Origin of the sequence: Streptomyces sp. NPDC047315, assembly GCF_040643215.1 — a bacterium.
Lineage (GTDB): Bacteria > Actinomycetota > Actinomycetes > Streptomycetales > Streptomycetaceae > Streptomyces.
This window is the reverse complement of the sequence record NZ_JBEYTZ010000007.1, coordinates 262,602-279,656: the sequence shown is the minus strand read 5'-3', so window position 1 is coordinate 279,656 and position 17,055 is coordinate 262,602. Positions and strand designations below refer to the sequence as shown.

Here is a 17,055-nt window from a genome sequence, read left to right as displayed (position 1 = left end):
TTGTCGCTGTGCAGAGTGTCAAACTTCCGACCCTGCTTTTGTACACATAAGGCCCATGACGGTGACCGGGTGCGGGGAGATAGCCTGGAGCCGTGATCAGTGCGATACGCCCTGGGGGCAGCGAAGCCCCCGGCCCTCGCCCGGCGCGCGGACGCTGCCGGGCGATCGCTGGTCCCCGTGTACCGACCCCATTGTTGAGTTCCGTTGAACTTCGTCAATTGTGGCTCGTGCACCTCTCATGGCGGCATAACGTCGACCCAGACCGGACACCACGCGCTGGGGCGTTGCGCCGCACCTTCCACCTACGTCACGCAACGGCGCGCGACAGGAGCCAGAGGACATGCAGACCAAGCTGGACGACGCCAAGGCCGAGCTGCTCGCACGAGCGGCCCGGGTAGCCGAGAACGGTCCGGGCGGTGGTCACCAACCGGCCGGGCCCGAGCAGGGCAAGCGGCCGGACCAGGACACCCTTCTCGCATACCTCCAGCGCTACTACCTGCACACCGCACCCGAGGACCTCGCCGACCGTGACCCGGTCGACGTCTTCGGCGCTGCGCTCTCCCACTACCGGCTGGCCGAGAACCGCCCCCAGGGCACGGCCAACGTGCGGGTCCACACCCCGACGGTCGAGGAGAACGGCTGGACCTGCAGCCACTCCGTCGTCGAGGTCGTCACCGACGACATGCCCTTCCTCGTCGACTCCGTCACCAACGAGCTCTCCCGCCAGGGCCGCGGCATCCACGTGGTGATCCACCCGCAGGTCACCGTCCGCCGCGACGTCACCGGCAAGCTGATCGAGGTGCTGCCCGCCGAGCGCCGCACCTCCCGCAAGGACCTTCCGCACGACGCCCTCGTCGAGTCCTGGATCCACGTCGAGATCGACCGCGAGACCGACCGCGCCGACCTCAAGCAGATCACCTCCGACCTGCTGCGCGTGCTGTCCGACGTCCGCGAGGCCGTCGAGGACTGGGAGAAGATGCGCGACGCCGCGCTGCGCATCGCCGAGGACCTGCCGGCCGAGCCCACCGCCGACGACATCCTGGGCCAGGAGATCGACGAGGCCCGCGAGCTGCTGCGCTGGCTGGCCGCCGACCACTTCACCTTCCTCGGCTACCGCGAGTACGAGCTGGTGGACGGCGACGCCCTGAGTGCCGTCGCCGGCACCGGCCTCGGCATCCTGCGCTCCGACCCGCAGCACCGCGAGGACGAGGCCCACCCGGTGAGCCCCTCCTTCAGCCGGCTCCCGGCGGACGCCCGCGCCAAGGCCCGCGAGCACAAGCTCCTCGTGCTCACCAAGGCCAACAGCCGCTCCACCGTCCACCGGCCGAGCTACCTCGACTACGTCGGCGTGAAGAAGTTCGACGAGAAGGGCAGCGTCGTCGGCGAGCGCCGCTTCCTCGGGCTGTTCTCCTCCGCGGCGTACACCGAGTCCGTCCGCCGCGTCCCGGTGATCCGCCGCAAGGTCGCCGAGGTCCTGGACCGCGCGGGCTTCTCGCCCAACAGCCACGACGGCCGCGACCTGCTCCAGATCATGGAGACCTACCCGCGCGACGAGCTGTTCCAGACCCCCGTCGACCAGCTCCGGGCCACCGTCACCAGCGTGCTCTACCTCCAGGAGCGCCGTCGGCTCCGGCTCTACCTGCGCCAGGACGAGTACGGGCGCTACTACTCCGCCCTCGTGTACCTGCCGCGGGACCGCTACACCACCGCGGTGCGGCTGCGGCTGATCGACATCCTCAAGGAGGAGCTCGGCGGCACCAGCGTCGACTTCACCGCCTGGAACACCGAATCGATCCTCTCCAGGATCCACTTCGTCGTCCGCGTCCCCTCCGGCACCGAGCTGCCGCACCTCACGGACGCCGACACCGAGCGCATCGAGGCCCGCCTGGTGGAGGCCGCGCGCTCCTGGGAGGACGGCTTCGCCGAGGCGCTCACCGCAGAGCTGGGCGAGGAGCGCGCCGCCGAGCTGCTGCGCCAGTACGGCAGCGCCTTCCCCGAGGGCTACAAGGCCGACCACTCGCCGCGCAGCGCCGTCGCCGACCTGGTCCACCTGGACGACCTGACCCGCTCCGACCGGGACTTCGCGCTCTCGCTGTACGAGCCGGTGGGCGCCGGCCCCGGCGAGCGCCGCTTCAAGATCTACCGGACCGGCGCCCAGGTCTCCCTCTCCGCCGTGCTGCCGGTGCTCCAGCGGCTGGGCTGCGAGGTCGTCGACGAGCGCCCGTACGAGCTGTGCCGCGCCGACCGCACGTACGCCTGGATCTACGACTTCGGGCTGCGCATGCCGGTCCCGACGAACGGCGCCGCCCCCGGCGGCGCCGGCAACGGCGCCAACGGCCACAACGACTACCTCGGCGACGACGCCCGGGAGCGCTTCCAGGAAGCCTTCGCCGCGGTGTGGACGGGAGCCGCGGAGAACGACGGCTTCAACTCCCTCGTCCTCGGCGCCGGGCTCACCTGGCGGCAGGCGATGGTGCTGCGCGCCTACGCCAAGTACCTGCGCCAGGCCGGGTCGACGTTCTCGCAGGACTACATGGAGGACACCCTCCGCACCAACGTCCACACCACCCGGCTGCTGGTCTCGCTCTTCGAGGCCAGGATGTCGCCGGGCCGCCAGCACGCCGGCACCGAGCTGATCGACGGCGTGATGGAGGAGCTGGACGGCGCGCTGGACCAGGTCGCCAGCCTCGACGAGGACCGCATCCTGCGCTCCTTCCTCGTGGTCATCAAGGCCACCTTGCGCACGAACTTCTTCCAGAGTGTGGGAGAGGGAAGCGGCGGGCACCACGGCTACGTGTCGATGAAGTTCGACCCGCAGGCCATCCCCGACCTGCCCGCGCCCCGCCCCGCGTACGAGATCTGGGTGTACTCGCCCCGCGTCGAGGGCGTCCACCTGCGCTTCGGCAAGGTCGCCCGCGGCGGGCTGCGCTGGTCCGACCGGCGCGAGGACTTCCGCACCGAGATCCTGGGCCTGGTGAAGGCGCAGATGGTGAAGAACACCGTGATCGTGCCGGTGGGCGCCAAGGGCGGCTTCGTCGCCAAGCAGCTCCCCGACCCGTCCGTGGACCGGGACGCCTGGCTCGCCGAGGGCGTCGCCAGCTACCGCACCTTCATCTCCGCGCTGCTCGACATCACGGACAACCTGGTCGCCGGCGAGGTCGTGCCGCCGGCGGACGTGGTGCGCCACGACGGGGACGACACCTACCTCGTCGTCGCCGCCGACAAGGGCACCGCCTCCTTCTCCGACATCGCCAACGAGGTCGCCCTCGCCTACGAGTTCTGGCTCGGGGACGCCTTCGCCTCCGGCGGCTCCGCCGGCTACGACCACAAGGGCATGGGCATCACGGCCCGCGGCGCCTGGGAGTCCGTCAAGCGCCACTTCCGCGAGCTGGGCCACGACACCCAGACGCAGGACTTCACCGTCGTCGGCGTCGGCGACATGTCCGGCGACGTGTTCGGCAACGGCATGCTGCTGAGCGAGCACATCCGGCTGGTGGCCGCCTTCGACCACCGCCACATCTTCGTCGACCCGACCCCCGACGCGGCCGTCTCGTACGCCGAGCGCCGGCGCCTCTTCGAGCTGCCGCGCTCCAGTTGGGCCGAGTACGACAGCTCGCTGCTCTCCCCGGGCGGCGGGATCCACCCCCGTACGGCCAAGTCCATCCCGATCAACGCACACGTGCGGGCCGCCCTCGGCATCCCCGACGGCGTCACCAAGATGACGCCGGCCGAGCTGATGAAGACCATCCTCCAGGCCCCCGTCGACCTGCTGTGGAACGGCGGCATCGGGACGTACGTCAAGGCGTCCGGCGAGTCCAACGCGGACGTCGGCGACAAGGCCAACGACGCCATCCGGGTCAACGGCGCCGAACTGCGCGTCAAGGTGGTCGGCGAGGGCGGCAACCTCGGGCTGACCCAGCTCGGCCGGATCGAGTTCGCCCGTGCCGGCGGCCCCGACGCGGCCGGCGGCCGGATCAACACCGACGCCATCGACAACAGCGCCGGCGTGGACACCTCCGACCACGAGGTGAACATCAAGATCCTGCTCAACGGCCTGGTCAACGACGGTGACCTCACGGTCAAGCAGCGCAACGCCCTGCTCGCCGAGATGACCGACGAGGTCGGCGCGCTGGTGCTGCGCAACAACTACGCGCAGAACGTGGCCCTCGCCAACTCGGTCGCCCAGGCGCCCTCCCTCCTCCAGGCCGGCCAGCGCCACATGCGCCGGCTGGAGCGCGACGGCGCCCTGGACCGGTCGCTGGAGTTCCTGCCGACCGACCGGCAGATCCGCGAGCTGCTGAACTCGGGCCGCGGCCTGAGCCAGCCCGAGCTGGCGGTCCTCCTCGCGTACACCAAGATCGCGGTGGCGGACGAGCTGATCGGCACGGACCTGCCGGACGACCCGCACCTGCGCAAGCTGCTGCACGCGTACTTCCCGACGCCGCTGCGGGAGCGTTTCGCCGACGCGGTCGACGGCCACGCGCTGCGCCGCGAGATCATCACCACCGTGCTGGTCAACGACACCGTCAACACCGGTGGCGCGACCTTCCTGCACCGGTTGCGGGAGGAGACCGGCGCGTCGATCGAGGAAGTGGTGCGGGCGCAGACCGCGGCCCGGGAGATCTTCGGGCTCGGCGCGGTCTGGGACGCGGTCGAGGCGCTGGACAACGAGGTCGCGGCCGACGTGCAGACCCGGATCCGGCTGCACTCGCGCCGGCTGGTGGAGCGCGGCACCCGCTGGCTGCTGGGCAACCGCCCGCAGCCGCTGGAGCTGACCGAGACGGTGGGGTTCTTCGCGGAGCGGGTGGCGCGGGTCTGGGACGAGCTGCCGAAGCTGATGCGCGGCACCGACCTCGAGTGGTACCAGGGCATCGTGGACGAGCTGACCTCGGAGGGCGTGCCCGAGGTGCTGGCGCTGCGGGTGGCCGGGTTCTCCTCGGCGTTCCCGACGCTGGACATCGTCGCCATCGCCGACCGCACGGGCCAGGACCCGCTGGACGTCGCCGAGGTGTACTACGACCTCGCCGACCGGCTGCGGATCACCCAGCTGATGGACCGGATCATCGAGCTGCCGCGGGCCGACCGCTGGCAGTCGATGGCCCGCGCCGCCATCCGGGAGGACCTGTACGCGGCGCACGCCATGCTCACCGCGGACGTGCTCTCCGTCGGCAACGGCACCTCGACGCCCGAGGAGCGGTTCAAGACCTGGGAGTCGAAGAACGTCTCGATCCTGAGCCGGGCGCGCGCGACCCTGGACGAGATCCAGGGCTCGGACACGTTCGACCTGGCGAACCTGTCGGTGGCGATGCGGACGATGCGCCAGCTGCTGCGTACGCACAGCTGACGTACCGGTCGCGTAGGACGCGTACGAGGGGCCCGTTCCGGGAGACCGGGGCGGGCCCCTCGCCGTATGCGAAGGAGCGCTACGCGGGGCGGGCGCTGGCCCGCCACAGCCGGCGGCAGGCCAGCGCGGTGGCCAGGAGCAGCAGCCCGTTGCGCACCACCAGCAGGGTGCAGCCGAGCGCGGTGCCGGCGACGACGTCGTCGTACAGCAGCGGGTACGCCAGCGCGCTGACGGCTGCGGCGGGGAGCACCAGCAGCGCCGCGGGGCGCATCACGGTGTGCCGACAGGTGAGGCAGACCGCGGCCAGACCCAGCAGCCACACCAGGTACTGGGGGCTGATCACCCGGCTGGTGACGGTGAACAGCAGGACGGCGGCGAACGCGGCGTCGAAGGGCGTCGCCGGCCCCCAGCGCCGCGCCCGCAGACGCCACAGCACCAGCCAGCAGAAGGCGGCTGCGGTCAGCACCAGCGAGAGCCGGGCGACGGAGGAGACGTACGGCCCCACGAATTCGAAGGCGCCGTACTGGTACCGGGTCTCGCCCGACCAGCCCGCGTTGCGGGCGACGTGCAGCGCCGTGCCGCCGAGCGATTCGACCTGTACGCCGCGGGCGCCCTGCTGCCGCAGGAAGTCCAGGGTGTTGCTGAAACCCAGGACGAGCACGGAGAGCAGGGCGGCGCCGGACGCGACGGCCGCGCCCCACGCGGCCCGGGTGCCGGGGCCGCGGGGCGTGCCCAGCAGCGTCAGCAGCGGCCAGACCTTGAGGGTGGCGCCGACGCCGGCGAGCGCGCCGCCGAGCCGGGGGCGGGTGCGCAGGGCGAGCAGTGCGAGGACGGCGACGGCGGTCACGGGGACGTCGTAGCGGGCCAGCGGCAGGTTCAGCAGCAGCGGCAGTCCGCCCACCCACAGCCAGGCGCCGCGGACGCCCGCGCCCCCGCCTTCGCCCGTGCCGCGTAGCCCGGCGCGGGCGAGGGCGACGGTGACGGTCGCGTCGGCGATCAGCACGATCAGCACGAACGCCTGGAAGTAGGTCAGCCAGGGCAGTGCGGCGGGGGAGAGGAGGACGAGGGCGGCGCCGGGCGGGTACTGCCAGGTGACGTCGTGGACGGGGAACGCGCCGTGGGCGAGCTGTTCGTACCAGCCCCGGTACAGGGAGTGGACCTCGCCCGCCACTCCGGTGTCCCCGAGGCGGTCGACGACCAGCAGTGCGAGCATCACGGCCCGGGTGAGCGCCCAGCCGGCGGCCAGTGCCGCGACGTCCCTCGGCTGGGCCCTTCGCCGGTCGTGCCGCCGGCCGTCGTACGGGGCGTGGAGGGCGGGCCGCGGGGCGAGGCGGTGGCCGGCGGGCAGCGGAGTGATCCCGTGGGGCGTCATCGCCGGGCACTTTAGTCCGCTTTAGTGGCTTTGAGGTGTTTATCGGTGCAGTGCGGCGGTGCGGTGTTGGTGCTGCTCGCGGGCCTCCGGGCGGTCGGGGCGGAGCCGGACCGCCCGGAGGCGCAGGGGCTACTTCTTGCCGCTGGTGAACTCCTCGTACGCGGCGATGACGTCCTTCGCGGGCCCGTCCATCCGCAGCACGCCCGCCTCCAGCCACAGGGCGCGCTCGCAGGTCTCCAGGATCGTGCCGTTGCTGTGGCTGACCAGGAAGACCGTGCCGGCCTCCGCGCGCAGCTCGTTGATGCGGGCCTGGCTGCGGCGGCGGAACTTCGCGTCGCCGGTGGCCAGCGCCTCGTCGATGAGCAGCACGTCGTGGCTCTTGGCCGCCGCGATGGCGAACCGCAGCCGGGCGCCCATGCCGGACGAGTACGTCCGCATCGGCAGCGAGATGAAGTCGCCCTTCTCGTTGATCCCGGAGAAGTCGACGATGCCCGCGTAGGCGTTCTGGATCTCCTGGCGCGACATGCCCATGGCGAGCCCGCCGAGGATGACGTTGCGCTCGCCCGTGAGGTCGCTCATCAGGGCCGCGTTCACTCCGAGGAGGGAGGGCTGACCCTGCGTGTAGACCCGGCCCTCGGTGGCGGGCAGCAGACCGGCGATGGCCTTCAGGAGGGTGGACTTCCCGGAGCCGTTCGACCCGATCAGGCCGATGGCCTCGCCCTTGTACGCGGTGAAGGTCACGCCCTTGACCGCGTGCACCTCCCGCACGCCCGGCGGCAGCGCGCCGGACTTGCGGGCCCGCCGCGCCTTGAGGGAGACCATCCGGCTCAGGGCCGCGGTGGCGCTGCCCTTGGCGGCCTTGCCGCCCTGCACGCGGTACTTGATGTGCACGTCGTCCACGACGACCGTGGGGACCTTCTCGGGGACGGGGGCGGTCACTCCTACCTCCTGTGCCGCTTGCGTCGCGTCTTTCGTCATCAGGTTCTCAGCCACGGCCGTACCGCTCCTCCGCCTTCCAGAAGTACATGAATCCGCCCACCCCGCAGAGTGCGGCCCAGCCGAGGGCGACCGCCCACACGTGCGGCGGAAGCTGGGCCGAGGTGTAGCTGTCGATCAGGGCGAAGCGCACGAGATCGATGTAGACCGCCGCCGGGTTGTACTGCAGGGCAAGCATGACCCATTCCGGCAGGTCGTGGTCCTTCAGGATGGTCGAGATGCTCCACATCACACCGGACGCGTACATCCAGGTGCGCAGCAGGAACGGCATGAGCTGCGCCACGTCCGGGGTGCGCGCGGAGATCCGGGCCATCGCCATGGCGAGACCGGTGTTGAACGCGGCCTGGAGCGCCAGCGCCGGGACCGCCAGCAGCCAGGACGGCTCGGGGAACTCGCCGAAGCCCATCAGGATCAGCAGCAGCACGCCCATCGAGAACAGGAGCTGCTGGAACTGCTGGAGGGCGAACGCGACGGGGAGCGCGGCGCGCGGGAAGTGCACCGCGCGCACCAGCCCGAGGTTGCCCGAGATGGCCTTGGTCCCGGCCATGATCGAATTGGCCGTGAAGGTCCAGATGAAGACCCCGGTGACCAGGAACGGGACGAAGTCCGGGACCTGTTTGCTGGTGCCCAGCAGGATCCCGAAGATGAAGTAGTACACCGCCGCGTTCAGCAGCGGCGTCATCAGCTGCCAGAGCTGGCCGAGCTTCGCCTGGCTGTACTGGGCGGTGAGCTTGGCGGTGGCGAAGGCGGTGATGAAGTGGCGGCGCGCCCACAGCTGGCGCACGTACGCGCCGAGCGAGGGACGCTGCCCGCTCACGGTGAGGCCGTGGCGCAGGGCGAACTCGCGGGGGGTCTCCCCGGGGAGCCCCGAAGGGGGCGCGGTCCCCACCGACAGGGGTGGGGAGATCGTCTGACTGCTCACTCGGATCGCTTTCGCCTCAGGCGGAGGGGGAAGGAGAGGCGCGGTCGGGGAGGGGAGTGCGGGACGTCCGGCCGACCGCCGGGATGACGACGGGACGGGCCCGTTTCGTCGTTGCGCCGAGACTAAGGCGTACTCGCGTCGCAACGCAACCGTTTCGTCGTCACGGGTATGCTCCATGACCATGACCACGACGGACCCGGCCCCGGACCCACGACGTCCCCGACGCGCTCCCGCGGGAGCCGCCGTGCTCCGCGAGGACGTGACGGAGGCCATCCGTGCCGCCGTCTTCGAGGAGCTGGCCTCCGTCGGCTTCGCCCGGATGTCCATCGAGGGGATCGCCCGCCGCGCGGGCGTCGGCAAGACGGCCGTGTACCGGCGCTGGAAGTCCAAGCTCTCCCTCGTCCTCGACCTGGTTTCCGCCTTCGCCGCGCAGGGGCTGCCCGCCCCGGCCACGGGATCGCTGTACGGGGACGTCCGGGCACTGCTGGAGGTCGCCTCCCACGCGCTGCGCCACCCGGTCGCCTCCCAGGTCATCCCCGACCTGCTGGTGGAGTCCGTGCGCAATCCGGAGATCGCCCAGGCGATCAAGGCGGCGCTCCTGGACAGCCAGCACGGAATGGCCGCGCTGATCGTGCGGGACGCGGTGGCCCGCGGGGAGCTGCCGGCGAGCACGGACGCCTCCCGGCTGCTGGACGTCGCGGTCGGGCCGCTGTACTGGCGGCTGGTGGTGGTCCGTGACGACCTGCCGAAGGGGTACCTGGACCAGCTCTCGCGCGGGGCCGTCGCGGCACTGCGGGTCTGAGCGGAACACGGCGGCACGGAAGCTCGGGCGCGCCCGCCCCCGTACCGCCGCTCGTACGGCCTTCGGCGCCGCTACTGCACCTATTGCACCTGCTGCACCTACTTCACCGCACCCGACATCACCCCGGACACGAACTGCCGCTGGAAGGCGAAGAACACCGCCAGTGGGATGACCATCGACAAGAACGCGCCCGATGCGAGCACGTCGATGTTGTTGCCGAACTGGCGGACCTGGCGCTGCAGGGCCACCGTGATCGGCGCGCTGTCGGTGTCCGCGAAGATCAGCGCGATCAGCATGTCGTTCCACACCCAGAGGAACTGGAAGATCCCGAGCGAGGCGATCGCCGGCCCGCCCAGCGGCAGCACGACCCGGACGAACAGCCGCAGCTCGCCCGCGCCGTCCAGCCGCGCCGCCTCCAGCAGCTCCCGCGGGATCTCCGCGAAGAAGTTCCGCAGCAGGAAGATCGCGAACGGCAGCCCGAAGCCGACGTGGAAGAGGATCACCCCGATCGTCGTCTCGAAGATGCCGATCTGCCCGAAGAGCTTCGACAGCGGGATCAGCGCCACCTGGACGGGCACCACCAGCAGACCGACGACGATCAGGAACCACCAGTCGCGGCCGGGGAAGTCCATCCAGGCGAAGGCGTACCCGGCCAGCGCCCCGATCACCACCACGAGCAGCGTCGACGGGACCGTGATCACGATGCTGCTGACGAGCGAGTCCGTGATCGCCTCGTTCTTCAGCAGGCCCTCGTAGTTCTCCAGGGTCAGCTGCGCCGGCGCGGTGAAGACCTGCCACCAGCCGCTCTCCCCGATGTCCGCCGGGCCGCGCAGCGAGGAGACCAGCAGACCGACCGTCGGCGTGAGCCAGAACACCGCGACGAGCAGCAGGAAGACCCGCACCGCACCGGTGCCGGCCCACCCGGCGAGCCGGGACGCGAGCGGCTGCCGCGCCTTCGTCACCTCCGTCGCCTTCGTCGCGCCTTCGCGAGCGGGGGCCGGGTCGGAGCCGGGCGCTGTCGTGGACGTGCGCGCGGTCATCGGCGCCTCTCCCTTCGCGTACGGCGGATGTCGAGCACCATCACCGGCACCAGCAGCAACAGCAGCAGCACCGCGATCGCGCTGCCGACGCCCAGGTCGGCCGCCGTCCCGAAGGACGAGCGGTACAGCTGGAGCGCGAGGACGTTCGCGTCGTCCTGCGCCGATCCGGGGGCGATGATGTACACCAGGTCGAAGATCTTCAGCACGTTGATCATCAGGGTGACCAGGACCACCGAGAGAACCGGAGCCAGCAGCGGCACGGTGATCCGGCGGAAGACCTGCCACTCGTTCGCGCCGTCGACCCGGGCCGCCTCCATCAGCTCCCGCTCCACGCTCGCCAGCCCGGCCGCGATCAGGACCATCGCGAAGCCGGCCCACATCCACACGTAGCTGCCGATGATCGCCGGGGTGACCAGCGAGGGGCCGAGCCAGCTCACGCCGTTGTACTGCTCGCGGAAGTTGTCCCCGGGCAGCCGCAGCTGTGCGCCGTCGGCGGCGGCCGGCAGGGTGAACGAGCCGTCCGGACCGGCGCGGGTGGACGCCACCACCTCGCCGTCCTTCACCGCCTCGATCTTCAGCCCCTTGAGGCCCAGCTCCTCGGGGTCGACGACGTTGGGTTTGCCGCCGCCGCCCCGGGTGAAGTCCAGCCACGCCGTTCCGCTGATCCTGCCGTCACCGGGGTCCGCCTGCGCCGCCGCGGCGGGCTTCGCGTCCGACGGCATGTTCGCGGGTGCGACGCCCACCAGCGGCAGCAGCGCCGGAGTGCCGACCGCCGCGGGGTCCTTGGTCACGAACGAACCGCCGCCGCCGGATTCCAGCGGATGCACCGGCAGCGGGCGGGCGCGGGGGAAGACGGACGACTCCGCGAAGGTGTCGTGCACCCCGACCCAGACCGCGTTGGCGACGCCGCGCTCTGGATCCTGCTCGTACACCAGCCGGAAGATGATTCCCGCGGCCAACATGGAGATCGCCATCGGCATGAAGAGGATCAGCTTGAACGCGGTGCCCCAGCGGATCCGCTCGGTGAGCACGGCGAAGATCAGCCCGAGCGCGGTGGCGACCGCGGGGGCGAAGACCACCCAGATCGCGTTGTTCTTCACGGCCGTGAAGATCGCGTCGTCGGTGAAGATCTCCGCGTAGTTGTCGAACCAGACGAAGCCGCTGCCCGACTGGTCGAAGAAGGAACGCTGGACCGAGTACCCGACCGGGTAGACCACGAGCGCGCCCAGCAGCACCAGCGCGGGCAGCAGGAAGCCGGCCGCGACGGTCTTGCGGGTGCCGGTCACGCTCTTGCGCGGACGCGCGGGGGGCGCCGGCCGGGCCGGACCCCCCGCCTTCACTGCGGTGGACACCCGCCGCTCAGCCCGCGTGCGCCTTGGCGGCGTCCGCTTCCAGCTTCGCCTGCGCCCCCGCCACGTCCTTCGGGTTCTTCAGGAAGTCCTGGAGCGTCTTCCACAGGCCCTTGCCCGGGGTGCCGCCGAAGGACTGCGGCACCTGGTCCGACATGTCGAAGCGGAAGGTGTCGCCCGCGGCGATCAGGGCCTTGGCGATGTCCCGCATCACGTCGTTGGGGTACGCGGCCACGTCCAGCGACTTGTTCGGCGAGACGAAGCCGCCGGCGGCGGCCTGGATCTTCGCGGCGTCCGGGGAGGCGAGGAACGTCAGCAGTGCCTGGGCGCCCTTGCTGTCCTTCAGCGCCACGGCCGCGTCGCCGCCCGTCACCACCGGGGGCTGGGCTCCGACGGCGGGGAAGGGGAACACCTTCGCGTCGGTGCCCAACTCCGCCTTGGTCTGGGCGATGTTCACGCCCACGAAGTCGCCCTCGAAGACCATCGCCGCCTTCGGCTGGTCGCCGCCGGTGAACGTCTGCGTCACCGACGCCGGGAACTCGGTCTGCAGGGCGCCGTCCGCGCCGCCCGCGATCAGCGCGGGCTTGCCGAACAGCTCCGCCAGCGTGGTCAGCGCCTGCGTCACCGAGGGGTCGGTCCACTTGATCTCGTGCTTGGCGAGTTGGTCGTACTTCTCGGGGCCGGCCTGGGAGAGATAGATGTTCTCGAACCAGTCCGTGAGCGTCCAGCCGTCGGCACCGGCCACCGAAACGGGCGTCACGCCGGACGCCGAGATCGTCTCCGCGGTGGTCAGGAACTCCTTCCAGGTCTTCGGCTCCTTGGCGCCCGCCATCTCGAACGCCGCCGTGTTGTACCAGATCAGGGACTTGTTGGCGGCCTTGTAGTACACGCCGTACTGCTCGCCGTTCACCTGGCCGATCTTCTGCCAGCCCGGGGAGTAGTTCTTCGCGAGTTGGGCTTTCGCCTCCGGGCCGACGGGCTTGGCCCACTTCTGCCGCACGGCCTGCGCGATGGCGCCCGGCTGCGGCAGCAGCGCCACGTCGGGAGGGCTGCCGCCGGCGATCTTCGTACCGAGGAAGTTCACGATCGGGTCCTGGGCGGGGACGAAGGTGACCTCGGCCCCGGTGCGCTTTTCGAACTCGGTCAGGACCTTGTCGAAGTTCTCCTGCTCGGCCCCGCTCCACACGGCCGCGACCTGGACGGTCTCCCCCTCCAGCCGGGGGAGTTCGACGGTGGAGCCGGAACCGGAGCCCTTCTTCCCGTCCGCGTCCGACGAGTCGTCGTCGCTGTCGCTGCACCCGGCGAGGGCGAGCGCCGCGACGACGGCGAATGTGATTGCGACCTTGCTCGTGCGAAGAGTTGTCCGCATTTCTGCCCCGTTCTCTGCCGTAGCACTCTGCCTTAGCACCGACGCGTTGCCCGACAGGTCTACGCCCGGGGCACAGGGCCCGCAATCCGCTGAGAGAGTCGATGGCTCTTTCGTGATCCCTCTGTGACGTGATGTCCTGTCAAATCGCAGAAAGTTTGCGGAAGTTGAGGGAACGGTGTGCGCTACCGGGGTAGGTGGTGCGGGACGGGGCTCGCGGCGCGGGGGGTGCGGCTCCTCAGGGGTGCACGGGCGACAGCGGCGGCAGGGGTATCGCGTTCACCGACGTGGCGGCCCGCTCCAGCGCGCTCGCCAGCAGTGCCAGGTCCGTCGGGCCGTTCCCCAACTCCCGTACGGGGCGACGGGTCGGCGGGTCGCCCATGCGCTCCCACTCCAGCGGCACGACCGTGGGCCGCAGCGTGGCGGTGCGCGGGATGCGGCCGGTGACCCGGCCGCCCTGGAACGGGGTCACCCGGCCGTCCGGATGCCCCAGCCGGCCCCGGCCCGGCAGCGGATCGTCCGGCCCGGCGGAGGCCGGCGGCGCGTCCAGCACCGCCCGCAGCCCGGCCGAGCGCGCCAGCTCCGTGTCCGCGGTGCGGTCGGGGCGGGCGGAGGTCGCGATCAGGTGCACCCCGAGCCTGCCGCCGTCCCGGGCCACGGCTTCCAGGGCCCGGACGACCGAGCCGGCCGCCGGCCGGCCGAGGCTGCCGAGGGCGGGGGCCACCAGCGCGTCGAAGTCGTCCACCAGGACCACCAGTCGGGGCAGCGGCGGGGGGCCGGCCGGGCGGGTGCGCCCGCCGGGGCGCAGCCGCAGGGTGCCGCTCGGCGGTGACTCCAGGTCGCCGCGGGCCGCGGCCCGCGGATCGGGAGCCTGGGCGCCGGCGGCGATCGGGCCGGCGACCGAGGAGTGGTCGGCCCGCCCCGCGGCGCGGGCCGACCGCACGGCGGGACCGGCGGACCGGGCCGCGGCGGTCAGCGGCCCGCCCTGCTCGGCCGCGCTCGGCGAGCGCTGGCCCACCACCCGGCCGGCGGCGCCGCCCGATGCGTGCCACTCGGCGAAGTCCGCGCCGCCGAGCAGCTCGACGCGGCGCTTGAGCTCCGCCCCCAGCGCCTGGGCGAACATCCGCATGCGCACCGGGTCGTTCGCCACCAGGTGGTCCATCACGTGCGGCAGGTCGGTGCAGACCGCGAGCCCTTCGCCGCGCTCGCCGCCGGCGCCGTCGACCAGCAGCAGCCCGAGCCGGTCCGGCCGGCCCGCGGAGGCCAGCGAGGCGGCGGCGGAACGCAGCAGCTCCGTGCGACCGCTGCCGGGCGGGCCCTCGACCAGCAGGTGCGGGCACTCCACGGCGAGGTCGACCGCGAGCGGCCCGCGCGGGTCCGTGCCGAGCACCACCGGGCTGCCCGGGACGTCCCCGGCCGCAGCCCAACGGGCCATCAGCGACGCCGGCGTGGCCCGGGCGAGACCCAACTCGTCCAGCAGCCGGGACGACCGGGGCAGCACGGCCGCCCGGCCCGGCGCCTGGGGGCCGGCCCCTTCCGTACGCAGCGGCGCCAGCGCGCGGGCGAACCGCTCCGCCCACGCCGTCGACACCGCGTCGACCGCGGCCAGGGTGCCGTGGCCGGCGGGCAGCCCGCCCGCGGTGCGCAGCACCCGCAGCGCGGTCGCCACCTCACCGCTGAGCAGCCCGACCGCCCCGCACTCCCGGAAGGCGAGCGAGGCCGCGCACGCCGTCTCGTACGTCGCGGCGACCGGCGAGAGGGGGGAGGCGGCGGGGGCCTCGGCCAGCACCAACAGATGGATGCCCGCGGACCAGCCGGCGCCCGCGAGCCTGGCCGTCGTCTCCCGCAGGGCGGCCGAGCCCGGGTCGCCGTCGACGACGACCAGGGTGTGCGGCCCCTCGTACCGCTCGGCGGCGTCCGTCAGCGCGGCGAGGTCGGCGCTCGGCCAGCCGGGGCCGAGCCAGCCGTCGTCCAGCCGGCGGACCAGCTCCGCGGTGCGCGCCGCTGCCTGGTCGCGGTCGTACGCGAGCAGGAGGCGGCAGTCCTGGCCGTGCGCCGGCCGGACGTGCGGCAGCCAGCCCAGCCACGCCCACTCGGCCCGGCGCTCCTCCAGGGGGCGCGCACGGTCCGTGGAGATCAACACGATCTCCAGGTCGGTGGGGGAGTGCAGGGCGGCGAGCTGCGCCACGGCCCAGTGCGCTGCGCCGGCCAGCCGGCGCCGGGGGCCGGCCAGCCCCAGCGAACCGGCCTCGCGCAGGCCCACGGTCACCGGCACGGACACCAGGTCGTCCCGATCGGCCGTGCCCAGCCGCAGCACCAGGGACTCGGGATGGTCCGGACCGCGCTCCCACAGCCGTGCGCCGGGACGCACCGCGGTGAGCAGGACGGCGGCCGGGTCGGGCCAGCTGTCGGCGGCGGCCGGGGCCGGCTCGGCGGGGGGCGCGTCGGGCGCGGTCGGCGGCGGGGCCGGGGCCGGGGCCGGGGCCGGGGCGCCCGCGCCGCGCTGGTCGCCCCGCTCGCCGCGGGGGGCGTCGCCCTTGAGCCGGCGAGCCCAGGCGCCTATGCCCTTCTTGCGGGGCTCTTCGTGGGTCCGGCCGTACGCCTCGGGGTCGGCGCCCTGGCCGGGCCCGCTGCCCGCGGGGGCGCCCCAGGCGTCGGACTGGTCGGCGGCCCGGGTGTGCCCGCCGTCCGGCTGCGCGGGCTGCTGGGACTCGCGAACGGTATGGCCGGTGCTGATGGTGTTGCTGGTGACGTGCGGGGTGACGGTGCCGTGGGCGGGCGTGGGGCCGGTGGTCGAGGGGGCGTGCGCGCCCACCACGTACGCGCTGTGGCCCGCCTCCTTGCCGGCTTCGGCGACGGCCCCGGGCGCGGTGGCCGGGGCCGTCGCGCCCGGGGCCGTCGCGACCTTGAGGTGGCCCTCGCCGTCCGCGGCGGTCGGCAGCGCGGCCGTGCGGTCGGCCGGGGACAGCCGGAGCGTCGACTCTCCGAGGCGCAGCAGTGCTCCCGGCGGCAGCGCGACGGGGCGGGCGCCGACCGGGCGGCCGTCCAGCGCCGTTCCGTTCGTCGACCCGAGGTCGGCGACGGTGACCCGGCCGTCGTCGTCGACCGTCACCTCGCAGTGCAGCCGGGACACGTCGGGGTCGTCCAACGGGACGTCGGCGTCCGCGGAGCGGCCGATGCTCACCCGGCCGCCGTGCAGCAGATGGACCCCGCCCGCGTCCGGTCCTGCGACCACGTGCAGCTGCGTCGAGGGGTCCGCGTCGGCGGGGCCCTGCGGACCGGGCTGGCCCAGCGAGAGGACCGCGCCGTCCACCAGGGGCGGCTCGCCCAGGGTGCGGCGCTGGAGGTCCAGCCGCTCCGCGCCCGCGTACAGCACGACGCCGCCCGACGACTCCGGGCCCGCGGCGGCCGACGCCAGACCCGATGCCACCGCGGCCAGCGCCGTGCCCGCGGGTGCGGTGACCAGCACGTCGCACGCGCGGGTCCCGGATGCGGGCCCGACGGCCTGTCCGCCGCGCGGCGCGAGAACGGTCAGCCGGATCTGCATGGCCGTCAGCAATCCCTTCTGCGCGGGTGCCGGCAGGGGAACCGCCTCCGTCGCCCCCACCCGGCTGGTCGGCGCGCACCCGGGGCTCCCCACCCCGAGACCGCGCGCAAGGGGCATCCTCGCACCTGCCACTGACAACACGCCCGGGTACTGCCAATAAGTGATCTTGATTGGCCCGCTCCGGACGGAAAAGTGCCTGGTTGCGTCGTGAAGCGGACGGACGGTGTTGCGTAGGGCACTCCGCTTCGCGGGGTCCGCCCGCAACCTTCCGCGGCGCGACGACGTCTTGCAGGCGAACGGCGCGCGTTCGCGTGCGT

At 72.7% G+C, this 17,055-nt stretch carries 9 protein-coding genes; 2 read left to right on the top strand and 7 right to left on the bottom strand.

Annotation, left to right across the window (positions count from 1 at the left end):
- Nucleotides 1-340 precede the first annotated feature (340 nt).
- Nucleotides 341-5,344, top strand: coding sequence for an NAD-glutamate dehydrogenase (locus ABZ842_RS10640; protein ID WP_361535015.1), 5,004 nt, complete (start codon nucleotides 341-343; stop codon nucleotides 5,342-5,344).
- A gap of 79 nt (nucleotides 5,345-5,423) precedes the next feature.
- On the opposite strand, the gene ABZ842_RS10635 is transcribed toward ABZ842_RS10640, so the two are convergent.
- The 3 genes from ABZ842_RS10635 to ABZ842_RS10625 form a co-directional block, all read right to left on the bottom strand.
- On the bottom strand, nucleotides 5,424-6,716 hold the full coding sequence (locus ABZ842_RS10635; RefSeq protein ID WP_361535012.1) for a glycosyltransferase family 87 protein: 1,293 nt from the start codon (nucleotides 6,714-6,716) through the stop codon (nucleotides 5,424-5,426).
- A 129-nt stretch (nucleotides 6,717-6,845) separates the two neighbouring features.
- Nucleotides 6,846-7,694 (bottom strand): ABC transporter ATP-binding protein, encoded by an 849-nt coding sequence (locus ABZ842_RS10630; RefSeq protein ID WP_361535185.1) that lies wholly within the window; start codon nucleotides 7,692-7,694, stop codon nucleotides 6,846-6,848.
- Between the two features lie 7 nt (nucleotides 7,695-7,701).
- Nucleotides 7,702-8,601, bottom strand: a complete 900-nt coding sequence (locus tag ABZ842_RS10625) for an ABC transporter permease (RefSeq protein WP_361535182.1) — start codon at nucleotides 8,599-8,601, stop codon at nucleotides 7,702-7,704.
- Between the two features lie 214 nt (nucleotides 8,602-8,815).
- On the opposite strand from ABZ842_RS10625, the gene ABZ842_RS10620 reads away from it, so the two are divergent.
- Nucleotides 8,816-9,436 (top strand): TetR/AcrR family transcriptional regulator, encoded by a 621-nt coding sequence (locus ABZ842_RS10620; protein WP_361535009.1) that lies wholly within the window; start codon nucleotides 8,816-8,818, stop codon nucleotides 9,434-9,436.
- A 98-nt stretch (nucleotides 9,437-9,534) separates the two neighbouring features.
- On the opposite strand, the gene ABZ842_RS10615 is transcribed toward ABZ842_RS10620, so the two are convergent.
- The 4 genes from ABZ842_RS10615 to ABZ842_RS10600 all read right to left on the bottom strand — a co-directional run bounded on the left by ABZ842_RS10615 (nucleotide 9,535) and on the right by ABZ842_RS10600 (nucleotide 16,738).
- A complete protein-coding gene (locus ABZ842_RS10615; RefSeq protein ID WP_361535006.1) occupies nucleotides 9,535-10,476 on the bottom strand; it encodes a carbohydrate ABC transporter permease in 942 nt (313 codons plus the stop codon).
- Nucleotides 10,473-11,762, bottom strand: coding sequence for a sugar ABC transporter permease (locus ABZ842_RS10610; RefSeq protein ID WP_361535003.1), 1,290 nt, complete (start codon nucleotides 11,760-11,762; stop codon nucleotides 10,473-10,475). Before ABZ842_RS10610 ends, ABZ842_RS10615 begins: the two co-directional genes overlap by 4 nt.
- Nucleotides 11,763-11,835: 73 nt before the next feature.
- The gene (locus ABZ842_RS10605) at nucleotides 11,836-13,194 is read right to left on the bottom strand and encodes an ABC transporter substrate-binding protein (protein WP_361535000.1); all 1,359 of its coding nucleotides are present in this window, start codon (nucleotides 13,192-13,194) and stop codon (nucleotides 11,836-11,838) included.
- A 235-nt stretch (nucleotides 13,195-13,429) separates the two neighbouring features.
- On the bottom strand, nucleotides 13,430-16,738 hold the full coding sequence (locus tag ABZ842_RS10600) for an FHA domain-containing protein (RefSeq protein WP_361534997.1): 3,309 nt from the start codon (nucleotides 16,736-16,738) through the stop codon (nucleotides 13,430-13,432).
- Between the last annotated feature and the right edge of the window lie 317 nt (nucleotides 16,739-17,055).

Bases quoted from the DNA above. Each gene is read 5' to 3' on its own strand.
- ABZ842_RS10640 (WP_361535015.1), top strand. From the start codon at position 341: ATGCAGACCAAGCTGGACGACGCCAAGGCCGAGCTGCTCGCACGAGCG.
- ABZ842_RS10635 (WP_361535012.1), bottom strand. From the start codon at position 6,716: ATGACGCCCCACGGGATCACTCCGCTGCCCGCCGGCCACCGCCTCGCC.
- ABZ842_RS10630 (WP_361535185.1), bottom strand. From the start codon at position 7,694: ATGACGAAAGACGCGACGCAAGCGGCACAGGAGGTAGGAGTGACCGCC.
- ABZ842_RS10620 (WP_361535009.1), top strand. From the start codon at position 8,816: ATGACCACGACGGACCCGGCCCCGGACCCACGACGTCCCCGACGCGCT.
- ABZ842_RS10615 (WP_361535006.1), bottom strand. From the start codon at position 10,476: ATGACCGCGCGCACGTCCACGACAGCGCCCGGCTCCGACCCGGCCCCC.
- ABZ842_RS10605 (WP_361535000.1), bottom strand. From the start codon at position 13,194: ATGCGGACAACTCTTCGCACGAGCAAGGTCGCAATCACATTCGCCGTC.
- ABZ842_RS10600 (WP_361534997.1), bottom strand. From the start codon at position 16,738: ATGCAGATCCGGCTGACCGTTCTCGCGCCGCGCGGCGGACAGGCCGTC.